The organism is Streptomyces sp. NPDC043853 (assembly GCF_056436025.1).
The window spans coordinates 1,111,682-1,136,975 of the sequence record NZ_JBWKDJ010000001.1 but is presented as its reverse complement, the minus strand read 5'-3'; the positions used below and the strand labels follow the sequence as shown (position 1 = coordinate 1,136,975).

Sequence of the window (25,294 nt, the reverse complement as noted above, 5' to 3'; positions counted from 1 at the left end):
GTGTGCGGAATGCTCCGACCGACCTCCGGTCCGGTGTCCTCGCCGTGGGACCTTCCCCAGCTTGCACCGATTTACCCCGTATGTACCCCACGCCGCGCGAGGGCCCACCAGCCCGTTCCGGCCTTAAGATCACCCCATGACCACCGCGTCGGATCCCTCGTACCCGGCCCACTGGGAAGCGGACGTCGTGCTGCGTGACGGCGGCACCGCCCGCATCCGCCCGATCACTCCCGAGGACGCAGACCGGCTGGTCAGCTTCTATGCGCAGGTCTCGGAGGAGTCGAAGTACTACCGCTTCTTCGCCCCGCACCCGCGGCTCTCCGACCGCCAGGTCCACCGCTTCACCCACCATGACTACGTGGACCGCGTCGGGCTCGCCGCCACCGTCGGCGGCGAGTTCATCGCCACCGTGCGCTACGACCGGATCGACGCCGAGGGCCGCCCCGCCTCCATCCCCGCCGACCGGGCCGAGGTCGCCTTCCTCGTCCAGGACGCCCACCAGGGCCGCGGCGTGGCCTCCGCCCTCCTCGAACACATCGGCGCGGTGGCCCGCGAACGCGGCATCCGCCGCTTCGTCGCCGAGGTGCTGCCCGCCAACACGAAGATGATCAAGGTGTTCAAGGACGTGGGCTACCAGCAGACGAGGAGCTTCGCGGACGGCTCCGTGCACCTCACCCTCGACCTCGAACCGACCGCCGAGTCCCTCGCCGTCCAGCGCGCCCGCGAACAGCGCGCCGAGGCCCGCTCGGTGCAGCGGCTGCTCGCCCCCGGTTCCGTCGCCGTGATCGGGGTCAGCCGGTCCGGCGGCGGCGTGGGCGCCGCCGCCCTGCGCAACCTGCGCGACAGCGGCTTCCGCGGCCACCTCTACGCGGTCAACCACGCCCTCCCCGCCGGCGGCATAGCCGGTGACCTGCTGGAAGGCGTCCGCGCCTACCGCTCGCTCGCCGATGTCGGCGCCCCCGTCGACCTCGCGGTCGTCGCCGTCCCCGCGGACCGCGTCCCCGAGGTGGCCGCCGCCTGCGGGGAGCACGGGGTCCAGGGCCTCGTCGTCCTGTCCGCCGGATACGGCGAGAGCGGCCCCGAGGGCCTGGAGCGCCAGCGCGAACTCCTGCGCCAGGCGCGGTCGTACGGGATGCGGATCATCGGCCCCAACGCCTACGGGGTCATCAACACCTCGCCGGAGGTCAGCCTCAACGCCTCGCTCACCCCGGCCCCCGCACCGGCCCGCGGCCGGATCGGGCTGTTCACCCAGTCCGGCGCGATCGGCATCTCCCTGCTGTCCGGACTGCTGCGCCGCGGCGAAGGGCTCTCCTCCTTCGTCTCGGCCGGCAACCGCGCCGACGTCTCCGGCAACGACATCCTCCAGTACTGGTACGAGGACCCGGACACGGACGTGGCCCTGATGTACCTCGAAACCCTCGGCAACCCGCGGAAGTTCACCCGCCTCGCGCGCCGCACCTCGGCGGTCAAGCCGGTGGTCGTCGCCAAGGGCGGCAGCCACACCGGGGTCACCCCGGCCGGGCACGCCGTCCCCGGCACCCGCCTCCCCGACGCCACCGTCTCGGCGCTGCTGCGCCAGGCCGGCGTGATCCGGGTGGACACCGTCACCGAACTGGTCGACGCCGGACTGCTGCTGGCCGCGCAGCCGCTGCCCGACGGCTCCCGGGTGGCGATCCTCGGCAACTCCGAGTCCCTGGGCGTGCTCACCTACGACGCCTGCGTGTGGGAGCGGCTGCGCCCGCGGCCCCCGCTCGACCTGACCACGGAGGCGACGCCGGAGGACTTCCGGGCCGCCCTCGCCGACGCCCTGGCCTCCGCGGAGAACGACGCGGTGGTCGTCACCGCCATACCGGCGGTGGGGGAACCGGAACTGGCCGACGAGCTGGCCCAGGCCCTGCGCGAGGCCGTCGCTGAGGTACCGGGCAAGCCGGTGCTGGTGGTCCACGTCGAGCTCGGCGACCTGGCCGACGCCCTGTCCGCCGGGCGTCCGCCGGCCCCCGCCGGCCTCGCGGGCCTCCCGCCCGCCCCCGCCGCGCCCACCCCGGGCGAGGCCCCTTCCGGCGCGCAGCCCGGCCCCGCCGCGACCACGGCTGCGCCCGCCGACGTACAGCCCGGCGCCGTGCGACCCCCCGCCGACGGGCCCGCGGCGCCGCCCTTCCGCATCCCCGCCTATCCCGCGGCCGAACGCGCCGCCCGCGCCCTGGCCCAGGCCGTCCGCTACGCCGACTGGCGCCGCGCCAACGCCGAGACCGGCAGCATGCCCGAGTACGAGGACATCGACGAGGCCGGAGCGGCCGCGCAGCTCGCCGCACTGCTGCGGGAGGCCGAAGGCGACGCCGCGCTGACCCTCGACCCGGCGGACGCCGCCGCGCTGCTGGCCCGGTACGGCATCCGCGTCCTGCCCACCTTCCCCGCACCCACCCCGGACGCGGCCGTCGAGGCGGCCCGGCGGATCGGCTACCCCGTCGCCCTCAAGACCACCGCCCCGCACCTGAGGCACCGTGCCGACCTGGGCGGCGTACGACTGGACCTGAGCACCGAGACCGAGCTGCGCCGGTCCTACGAGGAGCTGACCGAGACCCTCGGGAAGCCGGCCGAGCTGCAGCCGGTCGTCCAGGCCATGGTGCCGCGCGGGGTGGACACCGTGATCCGGTCCGTGATCGACCCGGCCGTCGGCGCGGTGCTCTCGTTCGGCCTGGCCGGCGTCGCCTCCGAGCTCCTCGGCGACACCGCCCACCGCCTGGTCCCCGCCACCTCCCGCGACGCGGCCGAGCTCATCCGGTCCATCCGGACCGCCCCGCTCCTGTTCGGCTGGCGCGGCAGCGACCCCGTCGACACCCCGGCCCTGGAGGAGCTGCTGCTGCGGCTGTCCCGGCTGGTCGACGACCACCCCGAGGTGGTCGGGGTCTCCCTGGAACCGGTCGTGGTCGCCACCGAGGGGCTCTCCGTGCTGAGCGCGAGCGTCCGCGTCGCGCGCCCGCCCGCCCGCACCGACCTCGGCCCGCGGACCCTGCCCAGCTACTGAGCGGAACGCCACCGGACCCGGCCCGGGGGCGCGCGGCGGCCGCAGGGCGCCGCACGGCGAGGCCGGAGCGCCCCGTACGGGCCGTAGGATGGACCCCATGGCGAAATCCGGTACGACGACCCAGGGGCTGCGCGCGGCGATCGAGCGCAGCGGCTACTACCCGGCCCTCGTGGCCGAGGCCGTGGAGGCCGCGGTGGGCGGCGAGCCGATCTCGTCGTACCTGGTCCACCAGGAGACCACCTTCGACTCCAACGAGGTGCGCCGCCACGTCACGGTGCTGGTCCTGACCGACAACCGCTTCATCGTCAGCCACACCGACGAGCAGGCCGCCGACGCGGGCTCGCCGTCCCCGTACGCGACCACCTCCACCGAGTCGGTCAAGATCGGCGCGATCTCCTCGGTGGTCCTCAGCCGCGTCGTGGCCAACCCCGAGTCCTACACCCCGGGCACCCTGCCCCGGGAGGTCGTCCTCACCATCGGCTGGGGCGCGGTCTCCCGGATCGACCTGGAGCCCGCCGCCTGCGGCGACCCGAACTGCGATTCCGACCACGGCTACACCGGTAACTCCACCGCCGACGACCTGAGCCTGCGGGTCAGCGAGGCCGGCGACGGCCCCGAGACGGTCCGCCAGACCCTGGCCTTCGCCCAGGCGCTCTCCGAAGCCACCGCCGCCGGCTCCGCCGCGGCCCGCTGATGGCGTACACCCACGAGCAGCCGGACTGGCACGAGCCCGAGCCGCTGGACCCCGGCAGGGCCCCCGTGCCCGAATACGGCGCCGGCTCGCTCGCCGACCTGCTGCCCACGCTGGCGGCCGGCCAGGGCGTGCCCGGAGTCTCCGCGACCCTCGCCGAGCTCACCCCGGCCGACCGCAACTGCGTCTTCCTGATCGACGGGCTCGGCTGGGAGCAGGTCAGGGCCCACCCGGCCGAGGCGCCCTTCCTCACCTCGCTGCTGCCCTCCTCCCGCGGCGGCACCGGCCGACCGATCACCGCCGGCTTCCCGGCGACCACCGCCACCTCGCTGGCCTCGGTCGGCACCGGCCTCCCGCCGGCCCGGCACGGCCTGCCCGGCTACGCCGCCCGCAACCCGGAGACCGGCGAGCTGATGAACCAGCTCCGCTGGCACCCGTGGACCCCTCCCGCGGTCTGGCAGCCGTACCCGACGGTCTTCGCGCTCGCCGACGCCGCCGGAGTGGCCACCGCCCAGGTGTCCTCGCCGGCCTTCCAGACCACCCCGCTCACCAAGATCGCACTGAGTGGCGGCACCTTCCACGGCCGGATGAGCGGCGAGGAGCGGATGGACCTGGCCGCGGACCGGCTCGCCGCCGGAGACCGCTCGCTGGTCTACACGTACTACAGCGAACTCGACGGCGCCGGACACCGGCACGGCGTGGACTCCGACCTCTGGCGCGGCCAGCTGATGTACGTGGACCGGCTCGTACAGCGCCTGGCGGAGCAACTCCCGCCGCGCACCGCCCTCTACGTCACCGCCGACCACGGCATGGTCGACATCCCGTTCGACGAGGAAGCGCGCATCGACTTCGACGAGGACTGGGAACTGCGCGCGGGAGTCGCCCTGCTGGGCGGCGAGGGCCGCGCCCGGCACGTGTACGCCGTCCCGGGCGCCGAGGCCGACGTGCTCACCGTCTGGCGCGAGGTGCTCGGCGACCGGTTCTGGGTCGCGAGCCGCGAAGAGGCCCTGGCCCTGGGCTGGTTCGGCCCGCCGGGGGAGTGCGACGAGCGCGTCCTCGGCCGGATCGGCGACGTGATCGCCGCGGCCCACGGCGACGTCGCGATCACCGCGTCCGTCAACGAGCCCAACGAGTCCGGCCTGACCGGCATGCACGGCTCGATGACCCCGGCGGAGCAACTGGTCCCGCTCCTCGAAGTCCGCACCCCCTGACCTTCCGCACATCGCCGACCCTTGCCGAAAGGTTCCGTACCCCCCATGCCCGAGCTGGTGTTCTTCTCCGGAACGATGGACTGCGGAAAGAGCACTCTGGCGCTCCAGATCACGCACAACCGCTCCGCACGCGGCCTGCAGGGGGTGATCTTCACCCGCCAGGACCGGGCCGGCGAGGGCAAACTGTCCTCGCGCCTGGGCCTGGTCACCGACGCGGTGGAGGTCGCCGACGAGATGGACCTCTACGCGTATCTCGTCGGCGAGCTGTCCCAGGGCGGGAAGGCCGACTACGTCATCGTCGACGAGGCCCAGTTCCTGGCCCCGGAGCAGATCGACCAGCTGGCCCGGATCGTGGACGACCTGGACCTCGACGTGTTCGCCTTCGGTATCACCAGCGACTTCCGCACCAAGCTCTTCCCGGGCTCCCAGCGGCTGATCGAACTGGCGGACCGGGTCGAGACGCTCCAGGTCGAGGCGATGTGCTGGTGCGGCGCCCGCGCCACCCACAACGCCCGCACGGTGGGGGGCGAGATGGTCGTCGAAGGCGAGCAGGTCGTGGTGGGGGACGTGGGCGTGGCCGCGGAGATCGTCGGGTACGAGGTCCTGTGCCGCCGTCATCACCGTAAGCGGATGACGAGTGCGACCGCGCGCGCGGGGGCCCTGTCCCCCGACGTACTGCCGGTCACCTCGGGCTGACCTGTGCGATGACGCCGAGACCTGCCCCCTGAGGCGAGGTCAAGGCTGCTACCGAGGGGCGCCGGACGTCGTCGGCGCGTAGCCTTGAGACGGGTCTCACCCCCATGGTCCGACTCTCGCGCGGGGTGTGGTCGCCCGACTGTCGAGGAACAGTGACCCGTCTTATGCCTCGCACGCCTGACAGGAAACCGCCGCAGGACCTCAGCGCCCGAGCCGCAGTGCTGCGTGAGCGGGCGGAGCGTGCCGGACGCCGCCGCAGAGTGCGGTTCACGGTGATCGTGAGCGTCGTCGTGGCCGCGGTCATCGCCGGGCTCGCGCTCGTGGTGCTCTCCGCGAGCGGCGGTCCGTCCCGTCCCACGTCTGCTGGGTCCGGCATACCGGCCACCCCGATGAAGACCGCCTCGGGCCGTACGGCCGACCCGCCGTGGGCCGCGCCGAACGATCGTTCCGCGCGGGTAGCGGCGGCCGGGCTGCCGATGCTGGGCGAGGAGAGCAACGTCGAGCACATCCACGCCCACCTGGACGTCATCGTGAACGGCAAACCGGTGGTCGTCCCCGCGGACATCGGCATCGACCTGAAGACGAAGCGGCTCAGCCCGCTGCACACCCACGCGGAGAACGGCGTGATCCACGTCGAGTCCCCGGTCAAGGCCGTCTTCACCCTCGGCCAGTTCATGACCGAATGGGACGTCGCCCTCACCCAGGACTCCATCGGCGGGCTCAAGGCCGGCGGCGACAACGCATTCCGCGCCTACGTGAACGGCAAGGCGCGCCCCGGCAACCCGGCCGCGATCGAGCTCCGGGACCATGACGAGATCGCGCTCGTGTACGGACCGGCAGGCCTGAAGGTCGACGTGCCCAGCAGCTACGACTGGCCGAAGAAGCCCAGGTGAGCAGCGGATACGGGAATCCGACCCCTTGACGGTCCGTGCCCCGCGGCACAAAGCGGCACCCGTGTTCCTGCCGGACTCCACGACGCCTGCCCTCATGCCCGGAAAGTGACGTGCCGGTCACCCGCAGTCCCGGCCTCCCGCCGAAACGGCTCCTACCGGGATGGCGGAAGGACGTCAAGCCACGTTCTCCAGTGGCATGACGCGTCTCGCCCGATCGGGTTTATTTGAAGTCACGGCCTCACCTCAACCCCTACCCATAACAAAATACGAGGCCGAGCTTTTCCTCATTTCCGCGGGGGTGAAAAACAAAACCCGCAAAACTTGAGGGAGGATCCCATGAACGGGCATTTCTGGACGCGTCGTATGGCGGCGGCCACGGCCACCCTGGCGCTGGCAGGCGCCGTCGCGGTGGTTCCGGCCACGGCCTTCGCGTCGCCGACCGTACACACCGTCGCGTGCCGCGCACGTTAGTGCCGGGGCTTTCCGCGCCCCCGGCCGCGGTTTCCGCGGCCGGTGTTTCTCACGGGGAAAGGAGGGGTCGCCATGCGGTATGACCACTGCCTTTAGTTCAAGCAGGTCGGGCCCGGGAGAATGCCGGGCCCGACCTCACTTCACTCCACTCCACTTCACACGCGAACCGCCGAGATCGGAAACAGGAACGAAGGCCAATGACGACATCCATCAGCTACGACCCTTTGGACTGGGCGACGATCGTCGACCCGTATCCGGTCTATGCCGAGATGCGCTCCCGCGCGCCGGTGTTCTGGCACGAAAAGATGCAGTCCTGGGTGCTCACCCGGTACGGCGACTGCCGAGAGGTACTGCGCAACCACGCGTTGTGGGCGCGGGACCTGCGCCGAGTCGGCGCCGAGGTTCCCGAGGAGCGACTGAACATCCAGTACCAGGACCCGCCGGAGCAGGCGAAGTTGCGGGCTTTGATCGTCAACGCCATGCGCGCCCCGGACATGCGCGAGATCTGCCGGCGCGCCCGTCCCGATCTCGAAGGGCATTTCGAACGGCTCCGCGACCGGGACGAGTTCGACCTCATGAGCGAGATCGCGGCCCCGCTGTCGCTGCAGATCACCTGTGACCTGGTCGGCGTGGAACCGCCGCCGCTGGACACGTACGTGAGGATCTTCGAAGGGCTGACCCGGCGGATGGACAGCGGGCTCGATCCGCGCCACGCCGAGCCCGGGGAGAAAGTGGGACTCGAACTCCACGCCATGATGAAGGCGTGGTTCGCGGAGACCCGCCTTCCGGGAATGATCGCGAGCCTGCGGGAGAGCCCGCACACCGAGTCGATGCCGGACGCATACGTCCGGAACACGGTGAGTGCGGTCTTCAACGCCAGTTACAGCACGGTCTACGCCTCGACCGGAGCCGTCGTCCTGACCCTGTTGCAGCATCCACACGTGCTCGATCAGCTGCGCGATCGAAGTCTGACGGCCACCGGGGTGGCGGAGCTGATCCGCTTCTGCAGCCCGGCCCAGGGCACGAGCCGGGTGGCGACCGAGCGCACGCGGATCGGCGACACCACGATCGAGCAGGGCGAGTCCGTCGTGACCCTTTTCGCCGCAGCCAACCGGGATCCGGAGTACTTCGAGCGGCCGGACGAGCTCGTTCTCGACCGTACGCCCAACCAGCATCTGGGATTCGGATGGGGCCCGCACATCTGCGCCGGCGCACAACTCGCAACGGACTGGCTGTGTGAGCTCATCGACTTCCTGAACGAGCGGCCGCCGGCGTTGACCTTGGCCGGCGAGCCCAGGTACATGCGCTCCGCGACGCTTCGGAATCTGGAAGCGCTGCCCGTGCGCCTGGGCCATTGATCCCATGTGTCGATCCCGGGCGGGCGCACGGGCCCGGCGCCGAGAAGCAATCGCGTCCGCTCGTGCCCGACCGACCCCTGTTCACGAGCGAGGAAGGATCCGGAAGGCATGGCCAGGAAGCTGATGCTCGACGTGACGCCACTGCGGCAGTCGTCGGCATTCCGCCTGCTCTGGATCGGGCAAGCCGTATCCGGCGTCGGCGGACAGATGACCGTTTTCGCCACGGCGCTCCAGGTCTATCTGCTCACGAAGAGCACTCTGGCGGTCGGCGTCATCGGTGTGTGCAACGTGCTTCCCATGCTGTCCGTAGCGCTGGTCGGAGGCACACTCGGGGACAGGTACGACCGCAGGAAGATCGTGCTTTTCGCGGGTGTCGGTCAGGTGGCGGTGTCGCTGGCGTTCGCCGTGCAGGCCATCGCCGGGAACGACCGGATCTGGCTGCTCTATGTCCTCTGTGTCGCCCAGTCGACCCTCGGCGCCGTCAGCGTCCCGGCCAAACGGACCTTCATGGCGCACCTGCTGCCCAAGGACCAGATCCCCGCGGGCGCCGGCCTCACCATGCTCACGATGCATTTCGCCGGGATCGCGGGCCCGATCCTCGCCGGTGCGGTCGCCGGTGTCTGGGGACTGCAGGTGTGTTACGCCGTGGACGCCCTCAGTTTCCTCGTTGCGATCTACGTCGTCGCGAAACTCCCGGCCATGCCGCCGCAAGGATCGATCGCCCGCCCCGGCGCCAAGGCGATCGTCGCAGCCCTGCGCTACATCCGGGTCAACGAGGTCCTCAGGGGTGCGTTCCTCGCCGATCTCAGCCTGACGCTGCTCGCGACCCCGACCGCGCTGCTTCCGGCGGTCAATGAGCTGCATCTGGGTGGCGATGCCGAGACGCTCGGCATGCTGATGGCGGCGCCGGCCGTCGGAGGCGTCCTGGGATCGCTGTTCTCCGGGCGGGCCGGTCGAGTCGCCCACAAGGGCCGGGGCATGCTGCTCGCAGGTGGCGTATGGGGAACCTGCATCGCGGTTTTCGGGCTGGTCCGGGCTCCGGCACTCGCGATCGCGCTCCTGGTGGTCGCCGGCATGGCGGACGTCATCAGCGTCGTCCTCCTCACGACGATCGTCCAGACCACGGTGGACGACAACTACCGCAGCAGGGTGAGCGCGTTCGAGTTCGTGGTGGGCGCCGGCGGTCCGCAGCTCGGCGGCATGCGCGCGGGCGCGCTCGGCGCGGTCACCTCACCCGGCCTGTCCGCCGTCATCGGCGGCGCGACGTCCGTTCTCGCGGCAGCGCTGCTGGCCGTCGCCTTGCCGAAGTTCACCCGGTGGGAATCCGGGTCCGCGGACCGGGCGACCACCGCGGAACGCGTCGGCGAGCCGTCTGAAATCAAGGCATGTGCCGACTTGGAAAGGGATTGAGATGACTTCGGAGATTCTTTCACCGCAGCAGGCGGACACCGCCGCCGATGTGTCACGGGTGACCCGGTCGGATACGGCCGCCGGCCCGATCGTCAATGCGTGGAACGAATGGGACCCGCTCGAGGAGATCCTCGTCGGCCGTGCGGACGGAGCCTGCTTCGAACCGACCGAATCCGGGTACCGCCCCCAACTCCGCGGAACCCCCGGCGGTCAGGACTTTCCCACCGGGCCGAAGCCGCCCGATGTGATAGCCCGCGCCAACGAGGAGCTGGAAGGGCTCGCCGAGCTCCTGCGCACGCTCGGGGTGACGGTTCGCCGTCCCGGCGCCGCCGATTTCACGACGGCCGTGAAGACGCCGTCCTTCGAGGTCGAGAACCAGTACTGCTCCGTCTGTCCCCGCGACGTCCTCATCACGGTCGGGAACCAGATCATCGAGGCCACGATGTCGCGGAGGGCCAGGTTCTTCGAGTACCTGCCGTACCGGAGCCTCGTCTACGACTACTGGACCGCCGACGAGCGCGTGGTGTGGACCGCGGCCCCGAAGCCTTCCATGAGCGACACGATGTACCGGCCGGAATTCTGGGGGCTGACCCTGGCCGAGCGGCACGCCAGGATGCACGACTTCGAGTTCTGCGTCACGCAGGACGAAGTGGTCTTCGATGCGGCCGACATCACCAGGGCGGGCCGCGACATCTTCGTCCAGGAATCCATGACGACCAACCGGGCGGGCATCCGCTGGCTGCGAAGAGAGCTCGAACCCCGCGGCTTCCGTGTCCATACCCTGCACTTCCCGCTCGACTTCTTTCCCTCCCACATCGACTGCACGTTCGTCCCGCTGCGACCGGGGCTGGTGCTCACCAACCCCGACCGGCCGCTCGAGGCCGACGAGCGGGAGTTCTTCGAACGCAACGGATGGCGCCTCGTCGACGCACCGGCGCCGGCGTACGGCAATGACGAGATGCCCCGCTACTGCCAGTCCTCCAAGTGGCTGTCGATGAACCTGCTGAGCGTCGCTCCGGACGTGGTCGTCTGCGAAGCGAGCGAGAAGAACCTGCACGAGCTGCTGCGCGGGCTGGGGTTCGAGGTCCTCACGGTCCCGTTCCGCAACGTCTACGAGTTCGGCGGCTCGCTGCACTGCGCGACCTGGGACGTCCGCCGGACCGGCGAGTGCCAGGAGTACTTCACCGTTCCGGATCACGCCCCGCGGCGCACCCCCGGCACCGACCCGGGCTTGGGAATCCACCGAGTCCCGATCACCCACTTCTGACGGAGGAAGACCATGCACGTTCTGCACATCGGCGCCCACCCCAAGGCGATCCGCGGGCTCCACCGCGGCGGCCACGAGGTCACGGTGCTGTACGAGGCGGCGGACGGGGACCGGATGTACCGCACCCCCGGGCTCAGAGAACTCGCGACCCGCGCCTGCGCGGTCGATTCCTACCGCCATGTCGAAGCGCTGTGGTCGGCCCTGCACCATCTCGGACCGATGCCGAAGGTGGACGCGGTGCTGACGACCAACGAGTACGGAGTCGTCGGTTCCGCCCTCCTCGGCGAGCGGCTCGACGCCATCGCCCTGGACCCCGCCGTCGCACTCGCCTGCCGGGACAAGGCACTGCAGAAGAGCAAGTGGCGTGAGGCGGGCGTCCCGACGGCGAGGTGCGTGGTCCTGCCGGAGGCAGCGGCGCAGTCCGCCGACGCCGTGGAGACGCTGCTGGCCGAGGCCGGCCTCGAGTTCCCGGTCGTCGTCAAGCCCCCGGCCGCCGGCGGCGCGGAGTCGGTGTCGGTCGCGGAGACCGCCCACGACATCGTGGCCGTCGCCCGGCAGAACCCTCAGCTGCGCAGGATTCTCGTGGAGGAGTTCGTCGACGGCCCGGAATGGCACTTCGACGGCTTCGTCCGGAACGGATCGATCGGCAGGCTGATGGTCTCCCGGTACGGCGCACCCCTGCTGTGCACCAAGCGGGGCGAGCCGACCCGGTCGATGGGTCTGCCTCCCGCCGGGCATCCCGGCGCGTACGCCGCCGCGAACGAGTTCGCGACGCGCGCGCTCGAGGCGCTCGGCCTGGAGACCGGCGTCTTCCATTTCGAGGCGTTCGGCCACCCGGGCGGGTTCGTCGCCAACGAACTCGCCTGCCGGCCCGGTGGCAGCGGGCTGTGGACGGTTGCCGAGAAGACGATCGGCCTCGACCTGTTCGCCGCCGCCACGCAGCTGTTCACCGGAGACGAGGTGGAGACGCTCACGGCGTCGCCGGACAAGGTCCACGGATGGGTTCACCTGCCGTCGGTGGCCGGGTTCCCGAACACCGTGAACGAGGCCGACATCAGGGCCCTCCCGGGCGTCGACGGCGTCGTTCTCGTGCCGGTGGGCGTGCCGATGCGGGACATGTCCGAGACCTCGTCCGCCGGGATCGGGTACGCGACCGTCGCCGCGGCGGACGAAGCCGAGTGCCGGCAGGTCATGGCCGAGGCCGTGGCCCGGGTACGAGCGATCCACGACGAGCGCGGCCGCGCCGCACTCCGGGCCGGGACCGAGGTCGCCTCGGTCGGCGCACCCCTCCGCCCCACCCACCGGGCGCCGGCGATGGGAATGCGATGAGACTCCTGATGGCGAACGACATCGACGACACCCTGTTCCTCCGGCCGGACCCCCGGGCCTGGGCGCAACGCGTGTTCTGGTTCGCGGAGGAGGGCGATCTCGTCCTCGTCTCCGACACCCCGGATCCGGACTTCGTCCGGCACGTCGGCAGGGTCAAGGGCACCGACATGTCCCGGGTGGACGTCCGTCTGTGCCCCGAGGGCCGGCACGGCCGGCGACGGATCGACTTCCTCGCGCTGTTCGACCGGGGGTTCCTGGACTCGATCGGCCGGGACGTCGCCGGCGTCACCGAGGTGTTCGGCCTGTTCCCGTCCGCCCAGTTGAGCGAGTTCGCCTCACGGCTCGGGATCCGGGACCGCCTGCCGGGAGCGGAGTTCATCGCCCAGGGCGGTGGCGAGCTGGCCAACAGCAAGGGGACCTTCCGAGCCCTGGCCGCGGGCGCCGGGGTGCGCATCGGGGCGGGGTCGGTGTGCCGCAGCCCCGGCGAGGCGACCGCGGCGACCCAGTGGCTGCTGGACGCCGGCCACGACGTGATGGTGAAGATGGCGCACCACGGGGCCGGTTCCGGCAACGAGATGGTCCTGCGGCCGGGGAGGCGCGCACCCGCCCACATCGGCGGCCGGACCGTGCACGAGCTGGACGGCCGGCAGGACGCCGTGTCGCGGTACTGGAGTGACCGGTGGGACTGGGCATCCGCGGACGGCAGGTACGCCGTCGTGGTCGAGCAGCTCCTCGATGCCACGGCCAGCTACTACGCCGAGTACGCCGTGACCGACGCGGGGGTCGAGCTGGGGGGTGTCGGCCACCTGTCCTTCGTCGACCGGAGGCTTGCTTTCGAGACCTTCCCGGCGCGCTCGCTGACCGAGTCACAACATCTGGAGCTGGTCTCCGGGGCCGAGACCCTTGCCCGTGCCTACCACGGCATCGGATACCGGGGGCAGCTCTGCGCCGACGCGGTGGCCACCGGTGACGGGCGGATCGCCTTCACCGAGGTCAACGCCCGTACGACGACCTCCACCCACCTCTACGAGACCATGGCGGGCCTGACGCCCGACGAGATGACGATGCTCAGCCAGCGGCTCACCCCCGCGACCTGGAAGCCGATCTCCACCGCGGGCTTCCTCGCGGCCGTGGCCGACGCCGGCCTCCTGTTCGACCGTGATCGACGGCGCGGCGTGCTCATGACGATGCCCGTCTCGCAGTCATCCGGGAAGGGCGGGTTCCTGTACGTGATCGTCTGCGGCGATCCGGAGGAGGAAGCGGTGTACCAACGTGAACTGGAGAGGCTGTTCGATGAGACGTAACCGTCCGCCGGGCGAGGTCGCCACGACCCGGCTTCACCACATGACCGCCGTGGGCGACGCGGAGGCCGAGGCGCGGCACGCGGTCCTGGCCGCCGCGCTGCGGGACGTCGCGCGTCCGAGCACGTACCGCATCAGCTCGGTGCTCGGGGCGTGGGACCCGTGCTCACCGGCGCTGATCGACCAGGTGGAGGGCGACCTGCTCGCCTTCACGCGCCGGGATCCCGCAGCCCACGGCTCATGGCGCGAGGTCCTGGGTTCCTACCGGTGCTTCCGGGCGGTGCTGAGCCACCGGCTGGCACATTCGATCCTGCGCACGCCCCCGCGTTCCGATGCCGACGGCGCTCGCCTGCGGATGCTCGCGCGCTCCATCGCCGAGCGGGCCACGGTGGAGACGGGCGTAGAAATCCACCCGGCGGCCGTGATCGGGAGACGATTCGTCGTCGACCACGGCATGGGGACGGTCATCGGCGAGACCGCGAGCCTGGGCGAGGACTGCTACGTCCTGCACGGTGTCGTCCTGGGATCGACGGGAATCGCGGACAACCCGCGAGCCCGGCGGCACCCGGCCATCGGTTCGCGCGTCGAGATCGGTGCGTTCGCACGGGTTCTCGGCCCGGTCGAGATCGGTGACGATGCCGTGATCGGATGCCATGCCCTCGTCCAGTGCGACATCCCGGCAGGTGCCCGGGTGAGCGTGCTGAACCACTATCAGGAGATCCGGGGCGGAACCTCCATCGGCATCACCGCCGTCGAAGTGATCGGTGAAGGCCTCCTCCTGCTTCGCGGCAGCGGCCTGGCCGATCCCGGCCTCCGCGTGGAGGGACTGTCCGGCCGCCACCGGAACGCCACACCGGTGGCGGTACTCGACCGTGGCAGCCGGCATCTGCTGATCGGGCTGGACGCAACGGCCGGCAAGCCCCCCGCGCACGTCCGGCTGACCGTGCCCGACGGCAGCAGCGCGTCGATCCCGGTGCCCCGCGCCGCCGGTGTCCGGCGTACGCGCGACGGTGGAGCCCGCCCCGCCGCCTCACAGGCCACGGCGGGGTGATGGACATGGTCACGCCCGTGATCGCCTCGTCGGTGCTGGACCTCATCGGCCGGACGCCCCTGCTCGAACTGCGGCGGCTGACCGCCGGCCTGGACCGGACGGTGTACCTGAAGCTGGAGATGCTGAACCCGGGCGGAAGCCACAAGGCGCGGATCGCGCTCAACATGGTGCTGGCCGCCGAGCACGAGGGGCTCCTCGTCCGCGGCTCCGGGCAGACCATCCTCGAACCCACCGGTGGGAACACCGGCATCGGGCTCGCGATGGTCGCCGCATCTCTCGGATACCGGCTGGTCCTCGTCATCCCGGACAACTACAGCCCGGCCAAGCAACGGCTCCTCCGGGCGTTCGGCGCCGAGATCGTGCTGTCCGATCACCGGCTGGGCGGCAACTCGCACGGTGAGAAGGCGATGGAACTGCAGTTCGCGCACCCGGACTGGATCCTGCTCAACCAGCAGGCCAACCCGGCGAACCCGGACGTGCACGACCGGACCACCGCCGTCGAGCTGGTGGAGGCGTTCTCCGGCGAGCTGCCGGACCTGATGATCGCCGGCGTCGGGACCGGCGGGCACCTCACCGGAATCGGCCGGACCTTGCGCCGGCACAGACCGGATCTGCGGATCGCCGCCGTCGTGCCTCCGGGATGCTCCTTCACCCGGAACAGTTTCACCGCGCACCGGCTGCAGGGCCTGGCCGTCGGACTGGTGCCCGCCAATCTCGACGTCACGCTCATGGACGAGGAGATCGTCGTCACCGAGGAAGAGGCCGCGGCGATGATGCGGACCCTGATGCGGGTCGAGGGCCTCGCGGTCGGTCTGTCCTCCGCGGCGAACGTGGTCGCCGCACTCACCCGCGCCCGGACCTGCCGCCCCGGCACACGGATCCTGACCTTTGCCTACGACTCCGCCCAGGACTATCTCGCCGAGCTCGCGGAGCCCGGCGGGACCACTCACCCGAGGAGCACCTCATGACCGGCATGCTCACCTTCGACGCGGAAGAGGCCCGCAGGATCGAGCGGACCTACCGCACACCGGATGTCGTCGCGCAGCGCAGCACCGTCCTCGACACCCTCCGGCTGCGGCCCGGCGAGCGGGTGCTCGACATCGGGTGCGGACCGGGTCTGCTGGCCGCGGAGATGGCCTCGGCCGTCGGCGCACGCGGTCAGGTCATCGGCGTCGACGTGAGCGGGAGCATGCTGGCCCTGGCCCGATCCCGGGCCGTCGTGCCGGGCGGGGCGAAGGTCGACCTGCGACCCGCGGCGGCGGATCACCTGCCGTGCGCCGACGCGAGCGTCGACGTGGCGGTGTCGACGCAGGTCCTGGAATACGTCGTGGACGTGCCAGGCGCTCTTGCCGAGATCCACCGGGTGCTCGTGCCGGGCGGTCGGATCGCGGTGCTGGACACCGACTGGGAGTCCCTCGTGTGGCACTCCGGCGACCGGCCGCGGATGGCCCGGATGCTCGCCGCGTGGGATCGGCACCTCGCCGATCCGCACCTTCCCCGCACCCTTCTCCCGGCTCTGCGCCGGGCCGGTTTCGAGACCTCCCCACCGCTGGTCATACCGCTGCTCAACGTCGGTTACCGGCACGACACGTACAGCGCGGGCCTGATCGACATCGTCGCCTCGTACGTGGTCGGGCGCGGCGTACTGACCGATGACGAGGTCGACGCCTGGTCGAACGACCTGCGCGGACTCGGCCACGACTATTTCTTCAGTCTGAACCGGTACCTCTTCACCGCCACGAAGCCTTCCTGAGCCGGGGATGCCGCGTTCACCGGATTCCGCACAGCCCGCTCGGACAATAGCCCTGCCCCGGTCCGACGGCAGGGCTATCGTGCTGCTGTGGATCAACTGACGGCCGAAGACCCGGCTCGCATAGGCCCGTACCGGCTGATCGCCCGCCTGGGCGCGGGCGGTATGGGCCTGGTCTATCTGGGGCGTTCCGAAGGCGGCCGGACGGTCGCGGTGAAGGTCGTCCAGGCCGAGCACGCCCAGAACCCCGAGTTCCGCAGACGCTTCGCGCGCGAGGTGGCCGCCGCGCGACGGGTGGACGGGAGCTGGACGGCGTCCGTGCTCGACGCCGACCCCGAGGCCGCCGTGCCCTGGGTGGCCACCCGGTACATCCCGGGACCCGACCTGCACACCGTGGTCGCCGAGGACTACGGCCCGCTGCCCGAGCACACGCTCCGGATCCTCGCCAACCGCCTCGCCCTCGCCCTGGAGGCCGTGCACGGAGCGGGTCTGATCCACCGTGATCTCAAACCGTCCAACGTCCTCGTCACCGTCGACGGCCCCCGCGTCATCGATTTCGGCATCGCACGGGCGATGGACACCCTCGGACCGGACAGCCTGCACACCCACACGGGCATGCTGATCGGCTCTCCCGGCTTCATGTCGCCCGAACAGGTCCGCGGCCTCGAACTCACCCCCGCCAGCGACGTCTTCTGCCTGGGTGCGGTCCTCGTCCACGCCGCCACCGGGCGCATGCTCTTCGGCGCCGGGAACACCGGCCTGAACGCGCACCTCTTCCGGGTGGCCGAGGAGGAGCCGGACCTCACCGGCGTCCCGGACAGCCTGCTCGACCTCGTCCGCGCCTGCCTGTCCAAGGACCCGGCCGGCCGCCCCACCCCGCGACAGGTGGCCGAACGCACCGCGGCCGAGGGGCCCGGGGACCGGGACGCGGAATGGCTGCCGGGCCCGGTGCTGGCCCAACTGGGTCGCCATGCGGCACAGTTGCTGGACTTCGCTCCCGAGATACGGGCCGGGGGCGAGGCCGGAGGGCCCGCCGTGGCGCAGGACCCCCGGGTACCCGCACAGCCCCGGACCCCGCCGCCGTCCCCGCAGGCACCTCCGCCGCCCGAGTACGCTCCGACGCCACCGGCTCCACCGACGGCACCCGCCCACTCGGGCTTCGGCCCGCCCCACGCCTTCGGCCCGGCCGTGCCGCCGCCCCACCCCAGGCGCTGGTGGGGTCTGGTGGCGATCGCCCTGGCCCAGCTGCTGGTGCTGATCGAGGCGACGACCTTCAACAGCGCCCTGCCCGCCGTCCAGGCCGACCTGGGCCTGCCCTCGGAGGACCTGGCCCCGCTGTTCAGGACCTACACCCTCGCCTTCGCGGGCCTGCTGGTCCTCGGCGGCCACCTCGCCGACCTCGTCGGCCGCAGGACCCTGCTGCTCGTCGGGCTGGCCGGGTCCGCGGTGGCCTCCGTGGTCACCGGCTCGGCGAGCGACTCCGGCATGCTGCTCTGGGCCCGTGGCGCCCAGGGAGCCTTCGCCGCGCTGGTGACGGCGTCCGCGCTGGCCCTGGTGACGGCCGGCTTCCGCGACCCGAAGGAGCGTGCCAGGGCCTTCGGGGTCTACGCCGCGATCGCCGGCGGCGGTTCGGCCCTCGGCCTCCTCACGAGCGGCTGGTTCATGGAGGCCCTGAGCTGGCGGGCGGCGCTGTACGTCCTCGTCCTCCTCGCCGTGATCGCCCTGATCGGCACGCTCACCCTGGTGCGCGAGGGCCACGGCCACGGCCGCGGCCCCGAACGCCGCTTCGACGGGGTCGGCGCGATCCTCGGCACCGCCGGACTCCTCGTCCTCACCCTCGCCTTCACCGCGGCCCAGCCGGACCACTGGACCGAGCCGGTGAACCTGGGCCTGCTCGTGGCCGGCGGCAGCCTCTTCGCGGCCTACCTGGGGTGGCAGTGCCGGACCTCGCGCCCGTCACCCGCGCCGCACGGCGGCCTCGCAGCGCAGGGCCCCTCCGCACCGCAGGGGGTCCCCGCGCACGTCCGCCTCGGCTGCTTCCTCGCCCTGTTCCTGGCCGGGGCGGGGACCATGGCCGCGTTCCCGCCCCTGGTCTTCCTCCTGCAGAGCGCCCTCGGCTACACCCCGGCCCTGGCCGGGGCCGCCATGCTGCCCATGGCCGCCGCCGTCGTCGTCGGCTCCACCCAGGTCTCCGCCCGCCTGCTGCACCGCACCGGGCCCCGTGTCCTTGCCGTCGCGGGCCTGCTGGCCGCGGCCGTCGGACTGGTCCTGCTGACGACCGGCCGGGAGTCCTTCTCCTCCCACGCCTCGTCCTACGCGGCCGGGGTACTGCCCGGCATGCTCCTCCTGGGCCTCGGCACCGGCACGGCCTTCGCACCGCTCCTCGCCACCGGCACGGCAGGCGTCGCCCCGCAGCGCTCCGGCGCGGCCGCCGCGGCCGTCACCGCGGTCCAGCAGGCGGGCGGAACGCTCGGCGCGGCCCTGCTCAGCAGCGTCCTGAACGCCCGCATGCGGGACTGGGACCCCAAGTCACCCGGCCTCGCCCTGCTGAACGGCTACACCGGCACCCTCTGGTGGGCGGCCGGCTGCCTGCTCCTGGCAGCCCTGGCCGCAGGCCTGCTGGTCACCGCCAAGGCTCCCCGGGCGCCCTCGGCGGACGCCGGGCAGGTGCCCGCGGCGGTGCGCTGAGGGCACCCGCCGCGGCCCCCCGCGGGGAATCAGCGTTCGCTGCGGACGATCGTGAAGATCGAGCCCTCCGGGTCCGCGACCACGGCCAGCCGGCCGTTCGCGGTCTCGTGGGGCGGCCGCAGGACCCGCCCGCCGAGGTCGGCGGCCAGTTCCGCGGCCACGTCGGTGTCGTCGACCTCGAAGTACGTCATCCAGTGCGCGCCGCGGTCGTGCGGCAGGGCGCGCCCCACCCCGTGCACCGCGGCGACCGGCCGGCCCGACACGTGCAGGGTCAGGTAGTCGAAGTCGGCCGAGACCACGGCCTCCGGCTCATGGCCGAAAACCGATTGGTAGAACTTGCCGACCGTCGAGGTGTCCCGGGTGACCAGTTCGTTCCACGCCGGGGTGCCGTGCACCCCGGTCAGCCGGGTGCCGATGTGCGCGGCGGCCTGCCAGATGCCGAAGACCGCGCCGACCGGGTCGGAGCAGATCGCCACCCGGCCGGCGTTGCCCGCGTCCAGCGGGCCCACCGCCACCGTGCCGCTGCAGCCGCGGATCGTCTCCGCCGTCTCGTCGGCGTCGTCGGTCGCGAAGTACGTCGTCCAGGCCACCGGCAGGTTGTGGTCCGGCGGCAGCTGCCCGATGCCGGCCACCTCCTTGCCGTCGATCAGCGCCCGCACGTACGGGCCGAAGGGCTCCGGGCCGGGCGCGAACTCCCAGCCGAACAGGGCGCCGTAGAAATCCTCCTGCGTGCCGAGACCGTGCACCATCAGGCTCACCCAGCACGGTGTGCCGGGGGCGCGCCGCGTCTCCGCCTGGTCGGTCATCGCCCTGTCTCCTCCGTCGTGCCGCCGTCGCCGCCGCGTCGGTTGTGGGGCTGATGCTTCCACTCCGAGGGCCGTCCCGCGCCTCGACCGGGCCGGGTTTTCCGGTGGCGGCGCGGAGATGACCGAATCACTGCGGCCCGTCGATGTCGTCCTTGTTACACGTGGTACGGGCGGGGGTGGAGGATGGAGCCATGACTGCAATCCTCTCTGCATCCGAACTGACGGCCGAGCTGGCGGGCTCCCGGCCGCCGGTGCTCCTGGACGTCCGCTGGCAGCTGGGCGGGCCCGACCTGCGGCCGGAGTACGAGGCCGGGCACCTGCCGGGGGCCGTGTACGTGGACCTGGACCGGGAACTGGCCGGTCCGCCCGGGGCGGGCGGACGGCACCCGCTGCCGGACGCGGAGGCCTTCGGGGCGGTGATGCGGCGGGCCGGCGTCGGCGCGGACACGCCCGTGGTCGTGTACGACGGCGGGCTGGGCTGGGCGGCCGCCCGGGCGTGGTGGATGCTGCGCTGGACGGGTCACCCGAACGTGCGGGTCCTCGACGGGGGACTGGCCGCGTGGACGGCGGCGGGCGGCGCACTGTCGGCGGAGGTACCGGCTCCGGCCGAGGGTGATTTCAAGCCACAGCCTGGTGCGGTGGGGCTGCTGGACGCCGAGGCCGCCGCCGCGCTGGCCCGCTCGGGCCTGCTGCTCGACGCGCGGGCGGGGGAGCGGTACCGGGGCGAGGTCGAACCGATCGACCGGGTCGGCGGTCACATTCCGGGCGCGGTGTCGGCCCCGACGACGGAGAACGTCGGCACGGACGGCCGCTTCCTGCCCGCGGCGGAGCTGCGCGAGCGCTTCGGGGCGCTGGGTGCCGCGGCGGACACCGAGGTGGGCGTGTACTGCGGCTCGGGGGTCTCGGGCGCGCACCAGGTCCTGGCGCTGGAGGTCGCCGGCATCCCGGCCGCGCTGTACGCGGGCAGCTGGTCGGAGTGGTCCTCGGACGAGTCCCGTCCGGTCGCGGTCGGCCCCGACCCGCAGTAGCCGTCCGGGCCGGTGCGGGCACGGCCCGCACCGGCCCGGCGCGGTGGTGCGCGCCGGGCGGACGGCTGTCCTGCCCGCTCCCGCTACTCCTGCTTCTTGCGGCGGGTGCCGAAGACGATCTCGTCCCAGCTGGGGACCGCCGCGCGGCGGCCCGGGCGGACGCCGTCCGCCTCGGCCTGGCGGTCCGTGGTGCCGGTCAGCCGGTCGCGGTGGCCCGCCACCGTGCGCGGCATGAGGACGTCCGCGTAGGCGGAGCCCGCGCCCGCCGACGCCGCGGGCGGGGCGGCGGCCTCCTCGGCCTCCTCGGCGCCCTCCGCGTACGGCTCGGCCGCGGCCGCGGCGGGCCGCTCCGGCACCACCAGGTCGCCCCGGAAGCTGGGCACCGCCTCCAACAGGCTGGTCAGCGAGTCCCGTTCCTCTTCCGGTTCGGGCGGCGGAGCCGGTGCGATCGCCGGGAGCTGGCGGTCCAGCGCACGGTCCAACGGCCGGTCCCGCGGCAGTCGCGCGATCCGCGGCACGAAGGGGAAGGTCGGCTCCGGTGCGGACGGCAGGTCGTCCGACTCGCCGATCAGCGAGCGGGCTTCGTCGTCCACGGCCACGACCAGCCGGCGCGGCGGGTCGTACGTCCAGCTCGCCGAGTGCGGCTCGCCGGCGACCCGGTAGACCAGCAGCACTTCCCAAGTGCCGTCGTCGCGGCGCCAGGAGTCCCACTGCACGGTGTCCTTGTCGGCCCCGCGCAGCAGCAGCCGCTCCTGCACCGCCTCGCCGAGCTGGGGTCCGGTGTTCTCACCCGGGCGCCGTACGGGGGTCTTCCGGGCGCGTTCGGCCATGAAGGCGCGCTCGGCCAGGACCGGTCCCTCGAAGCGGCGGACGCGGTCGACGGGGATGCCGGCGAGCTGTGCGACCTCCTCCGCGGAGGCACCGGCACGTATCCGCGCCTGGATGTCCCGCGGGCGGAGGTGGCTCTCCACCTCGATCTCGATCTGGTTCAGCCGGGCACGGTCGTTCCGCACCGCCGCCCGCAGCCGTTCGTCGATCGGAAGCGTGTACTCCGTGCTGTCCGCAGCCTTGAGAACCAGTCGTGTGCCGTCATTGGAGACGGCCACGACACGCAGTTCGGGCATGGGGACCTCCCGGGTGGTGCCTGCCGACGTCACGTGCGTCGCTGCTTCCGCTAGTCGAGTGTGGCCTGCCCGGGTGCAGCCTGCCACAACCTTGCCGAGTTAAACCGGCGTGTCGGGCATGCGCCCTTGATCGCCGTTATGGCACGGTTACCTGTTGGCCACTCACAGTGACCGATTGGTCACTCTGCGCAGCAGGAACCCGTGCGATAGTGCGTCACCGCCGGTTTCGAGCGCCGTTTCTCCATCGTCGGCCCCCTCTCCCGGGTCCGGACATCCGTGAGGACGGACGGTCCCAGGGCTCGCCACAGTACTCCATTCGGGCCACCTGGGTGGACCGCCGCGCCGCCGAACTTGTCCGGGGGCTGGGGGGTTACGGTCCCGCCGGGGGCGATATGCCTGCGGACAGGGTCGATTCGGGGTGTCCGGATTCACAGGATCCACAGAAGTGGAACTATCTGCTTCGCCCATCTGTCAGCAACTGCCGCGGCGGCCGCCGAGGCGACCACCGTGGCCGGGGAGCAAGAGCCGTCGTGGAGTTGAGGAAGGGTCAGGGAACGGCACGGGACGCGGGCCGCACACCGCCGGACCGGGAGCTCCGGGTCGCGGGCGGCCCGCTCCCCGGTCAGTCCCCGAGCACCCGCCGCAGATAGTCGTTGCCGAACCTGCGCTCCGGGTCCAACCGGTCGCGGAGCGCCGTGAACTCGCCGAACCGCGGGTACGCCCCAGCGAGGTACTCCGCGTCCCGGGTGTGCAGCTTCCCCCAGTGCGGCCGGCCCCCGTGGGCGGTGAAGATGCGCTCGGCCGCGGTGAAGTAGGCCTGGTGGGGCGTCGCCTTGTACATGTGGACGGCGATGTAGGCGCTGTCCCGCCCGGACGCGGTGGACAGCGCGATGTCGTCCGCCGGAGCGGTGCGGACCTCCACCGGGAAGCTGATCCGCAGATCCGACCGGTCCACCATGTCCTTCAGTTCGCGCAGCGCCGGGACGATCCGCTCGCGCGGGAGGGCGTACTCCATCTCCACGAACCGCACCCGGCGCGGACTGGTGAACACCTTGTACGGGATGTCCGTGTAGGTGCGGGCGGACAGCGCGCGGCTGGCGATCCGGGCGATGGAGGGGATGGTCGCCGGGACCGCGCGGCCCAGCGAATTGACGGCCTGGAAGAGGCCGTTGGAGAGCAGCTCGTCCTCGACCCAGGCGCTGACCGCGCCGGGCGGGGCGGCCGGGCCCGCGCTGCGGTTGTTCCGCTTGGTGTTGCAGTTGCCGGTGTGCGGGAACCAGTAGAACTCGAAGTGCTCGTTCTCCGCGAAGTGCTGCTCGAACTCGGCGGTCACCCGGTCGAAGCCCATGGGCTCCTCACGGGCGGTGAGGAAGAAGAGGGGCTCCACCGCGAAGGTGATCGCGGTGACCACGCCCAGGGCGCCGAGGCCGATCCGGGCGGCCGCGAAGACCTCGGGATTCTCCTTCTCCGAGCAGGTGAGCAGGGTGCCGTCGGCGGTGACCAGCTCCAGTTCGCGGATCTGCGCGGCGATGGAGGCGGAGTCCCGGCCGGTGCCGTGCGTGCCGGTGCCGGTCGCGCCCGACACCGTCTGCTCCATGATGTCGCCCATGTTGGTCAGCGACAGGCCTTCCCGGGCGAGCGCCCGGTTGAGGTCCTTGAGCGCGGTTCCCGCGCCCACCTTGACCGTTCCGGCCTCCCGGTCGACCGCGAGGATGCCGGCCAGGGCCTGGGGCCGTATCAGGACGCCGTCGGTGACGGCGGCCGCGGTGAAGGAGTGGCCGGTGCCGACCGCCTTCATCCGCAGCCCGTCCTCGGCGGCCCGGCGGACCACCTCCTGAAGCTCCCCGACCGAGGCCGGAGTCACCACACGGGCGGGTGTGGCGCTGACGTTGCCCGCCCAGTTACGCCACTCGGTCCCGTACTTCGCTGCTGTCGCCGTCCCCATCGGTAGAGGGCTCCTCCCCTTGCGCCGGCCTCGTCAGCCGGCGGTAACCCGCGAACGCCACCGCCGCCGCGGCCGCCCCCGCCGAGATGGAGACCACGTATCCGCTGCGCGCGCCGGAGGCGTCGGCGACCATCCCGGTCAGGGAGGACCCCGCCGCGACGCCGACCGCCAGGCCGGTGCTGATCCAGGTCATGCCCTCGGTCAGCTTCCCGCGTGGTACGTGCTTCTCGATCAGGGCCATCGTGGTGATCATCGTGGGAGCGATCGCGAGGCCCGAGACGAAGAGCGCCACGGCCAGAAACGGCAAGTTCCCGGCCAGTAGGAGGGGGATCATACTCACGGCCATGGCGAGCACGCCCAGCACCCAGCGGGGCTCGGCCCGGCCCTTGAGCTTCAGCAGGCCGAAGACGATCCCCGCCACCATGGAGCCGAAGGCCCAGATCGCCAGGACGATCCCGGTGAGGTTCTTGTGGCCCAGGTCCTCCGCGTACGCCAGCGTGGCCGTGTCGATCGAACCGAAGATCGCGCCGGTGGCCACGAAGGTGAGGGTGAGGACCTGCAGGCCGGGGGAGCGCAGCGCCGAGGTCCTGTCGGTCCGCTCGACGCGCGGGTGCGGCGCCGGCTCGGTGGCGCGCTGCGCGGTCAGCCACCACACGCCGATCAGGAGGAAGGCGGCGGCCAGCAGCGGACCCGCCTCGGGGAACCAGACGGTCGACAGGGTGATCGAGATGATCGGGCCGAAGATAAAGCAGATCTCGTCCACCACGGACTCGAAGGAGTACGCGGTGTGCATCTGGGGCGTGTCCCGGTAGATGGCCGTCCAGCGGGCCCGGGTCATGGAGCCCACGCTCGGCACGCAGCCGGCGATCACGCAGAAGACGAAGTAGGTCCAGTCCGGCAGGCCGCCCGCGGCGGCCAGGACCAGGCCCGCGACGGCGAGGAACGAGACCAGGGCGGTGGGCCGCAGGACCCGCCGCTGCCCGTACTGGTCGACGAGCCGGGAGACCTGGGGCCCGACCGCCGCGGCGGAGAGCGCGAGCGTGGCGGTGAGGGCACTGGCCAGCGCGTAGCGGCCGGTGAACTCCGAGATCATCGTCAGGATGCCGACCCCGACCATGGACAGCGGCAGCCGCCCGATGAACCCGGCGGTGGTGAACGCCGTGGTGCCGGGGGCGGCGAATATCGCGCGGTAGGGACTGGGCAAGGGGTGCCCTCCGTAAGGGACGTGGTCAATCCGAACAGATTACGTT

Annotated in this window: 19 protein-coding genes; 15 read left to right on the top strand and 4 right to left on the bottom strand. The window is 72.0% G+C overall.

Annotated features, from left to right (window positions below; all coding sequences use genetic code 11):
• Positions 1-136 precede the first annotated feature (136 nt).
• From AC067U_RS04835 to AC067U_RS04770, 14 genes are all read left to right on the top strand, one after another.
• Complete coding sequence (locus AC067U_RS04835) at positions 137-3,025, top strand: bifunctional acetate--CoA ligase family protein/GNAT family N-acetyltransferase (protein WP_478828158.1); 2,889 nt, start codon at positions 137-139, stop codon at positions 3,023-3,025.
• Positions 3,026-3,122: 97 nt separating this feature from the next.
• Positions 3,123-3,719, top strand: a complete 597-nt coding sequence (locus tag AC067U_RS04830; RefSeq protein WP_478828157.1) for a DUF5998 family protein — start codon at positions 3,123-3,125, stop codon at positions 3,717-3,719.
• Entirely contained in the window at positions 3,719-4,927 is a 1,209-nt protein-coding gene (locus tag AC067U_RS04825) for an alkaline phosphatase family protein (RefSeq protein ID WP_478828156.1), read from the top strand. The genes AC067U_RS04830 and AC067U_RS04825 overlap by 1 nt, the downstream gene beginning before the upstream one ends.
• A gap of 45 nt (positions 4,928-4,972) precedes the next feature.
• On the top strand, positions 4,973-5,623 hold the full coding sequence (locus tag AC067U_RS04820) for a thymidine kinase (RefSeq protein WP_478828155.1): 651 nt from the start codon (positions 4,973-4,975) through the stop codon (positions 5,621-5,623).
• A 278-nt stretch (positions 5,624-5,901) separates the two neighbouring features.
• Positions 5,902-6,516, top strand: coding sequence for a hypothetical protein (locus tag AC067U_RS04815; RefSeq protein ID WP_478828154.1), 615 nt, complete (start codon positions 5,902-5,904; stop codon positions 6,514-6,516).
• A 668-nt stretch (positions 6,517-7,184) separates the two neighbouring features.
• Positions 7,185-8,345: a cytochrome P450 gene (locus AC067U_RS04810; RefSeq protein WP_478828153.1), complete on the top strand. Its 1,161-nt coding sequence runs from the start codon at positions 7,185-7,187 to the stop codon at positions 8,343-8,345.
• A gap of 108 nt (positions 8,346-8,453) precedes the next feature.
• Positions 8,454-9,755 carry an MFS transporter gene (locus AC067U_RS04805; protein WP_478828152.1) on the top strand — a complete coding sequence of 434 codons (1,302 nt, stop codon included), beginning with the start codon at positions 8,454-8,456 and terminating at the stop codon, positions 9,753-9,755.
• Position 9,756: 1 nt separating this feature from the next.
• The gene (locus AC067U_RS04800) at positions 9,757-11,022 is read left to right on the top strand and encodes a glycine amidinotransferase (protein ID WP_478828151.1); all 1,266 of its coding nucleotides are present in this window, start codon (positions 9,757-9,759) and stop codon (positions 11,020-11,022) included.
• 12 nt (positions 11,023-11,034) lie between these two features.
• A complete protein-coding gene (locus AC067U_RS04795; RefSeq protein ID WP_478828150.1) occupies positions 11,035-12,351 on the top strand; it encodes an ATP-grasp domain-containing protein in 1,317 nt (438 codons plus the stop codon).
• Positions 12,352-12,359: 8 nt separating this feature from the next.
• Positions 12,360-13,655, top strand: a complete 1,296-nt coding sequence (locus tag AC067U_RS04790) for a preATP grasp domain-containing protein (RefSeq protein ID WP_478828149.1) — start codon at positions 12,360-12,362, stop codon at positions 13,653-13,655.
• Positions 13,645-14,703 (top strand): serine O-acetyltransferase, encoded by a 1,059-nt coding sequence (locus tag AC067U_RS04785; RefSeq protein WP_478828148.1) that lies wholly within the window; start codon positions 13,645-13,647, stop codon positions 14,701-14,703. The genes AC067U_RS04790 and AC067U_RS04785 overlap by 11 nt, the downstream gene beginning before the upstream one ends.
• Before the next feature lie 5 nt (positions 14,704-14,708).
• Positions 14,709-15,671: a PLP-dependent cysteine synthase family protein gene (locus tag AC067U_RS04780; protein ID WP_478828147.1), complete on the top strand. Its 963-nt coding sequence runs from the start codon at positions 14,709-14,711 to the stop codon at positions 15,669-15,671.
• Positions 15,668-16,456 (top strand): methyltransferase domain-containing protein, encoded by a 789-nt coding sequence (locus tag AC067U_RS04775; RefSeq protein ID WP_478828146.1) that lies wholly within the window; start codon positions 15,668-15,670, stop codon positions 16,454-16,456. The genes AC067U_RS04780 and AC067U_RS04775 overlap by 4 nt, the downstream gene beginning before the upstream one ends.
• Positions 16,457-16,543: 87 nt before the next feature.
• Positions 16,544-19,141 carry an MDR family MFS transporter gene (locus tag AC067U_RS04770; protein ID WP_478828145.1) on the top strand — a complete coding sequence of 866 codons (2,598 nt, stop codon included), beginning with the start codon at positions 16,544-16,546 and terminating at the stop codon, positions 19,139-19,141.
• Between the two features lie 29 nt (positions 19,142-19,170).
• On the opposite strand, the gene AC067U_RS04765 is transcribed toward AC067U_RS04770, so the two are convergent.
• Entirely contained in the window at positions 19,171-19,947 is a 777-nt protein-coding gene (locus AC067U_RS04765) for a VOC family protein (RefSeq protein WP_478828144.1), read from the bottom strand.
• Positions 19,948-20,138: 191 nt separating this feature from the next.
• Between AC067U_RS04765 and AC067U_RS04760 the strand changes: the two genes are divergently transcribed.
• Complete coding sequence (locus AC067U_RS04760; RefSeq protein ID WP_478828143.1) at positions 20,139-20,975, top strand: sulfurtransferase; 837 nt, start codon at positions 20,139-20,141, stop codon at positions 20,973-20,975.
• 83 nt (positions 20,976-21,058) lie between these two features.
• Here the strand turns inward: AC067U_RS04760 and sepH are convergent, their stop codons facing one another.
• From sepH to AC067U_RS04745, 3 genes are all read right to left on the bottom strand, one after another.
• Entirely contained in the window at positions 21,059-22,099 is a 1,041-nt protein-coding gene (gene sepH, locus AC067U_RS04755) for a septation protein SepH (protein WP_478828142.1), read from the bottom strand.
• 622 nt (positions 22,100-22,721) lie between these two features.
• Positions 22,722-24,044, bottom strand: coding sequence for a D-arabinono-1,4-lactone oxidase (locus AC067U_RS04750; RefSeq protein WP_478828141.1), 1,323 nt, complete (start codon positions 24,042-24,044; stop codon positions 22,722-22,724).
• On the bottom strand, positions 24,001-25,248 hold the full coding sequence (locus AC067U_RS04745; protein ID WP_478828140.1) for an MFS transporter: 1,248 nt from the start codon (positions 25,246-25,248) through the stop codon (positions 24,001-24,003). Before AC067U_RS04745 ends, AC067U_RS04750 begins: the two co-directional genes overlap by 44 nt.
• Positions 25,249-25,294 lie beyond the last annotated feature (46 nt).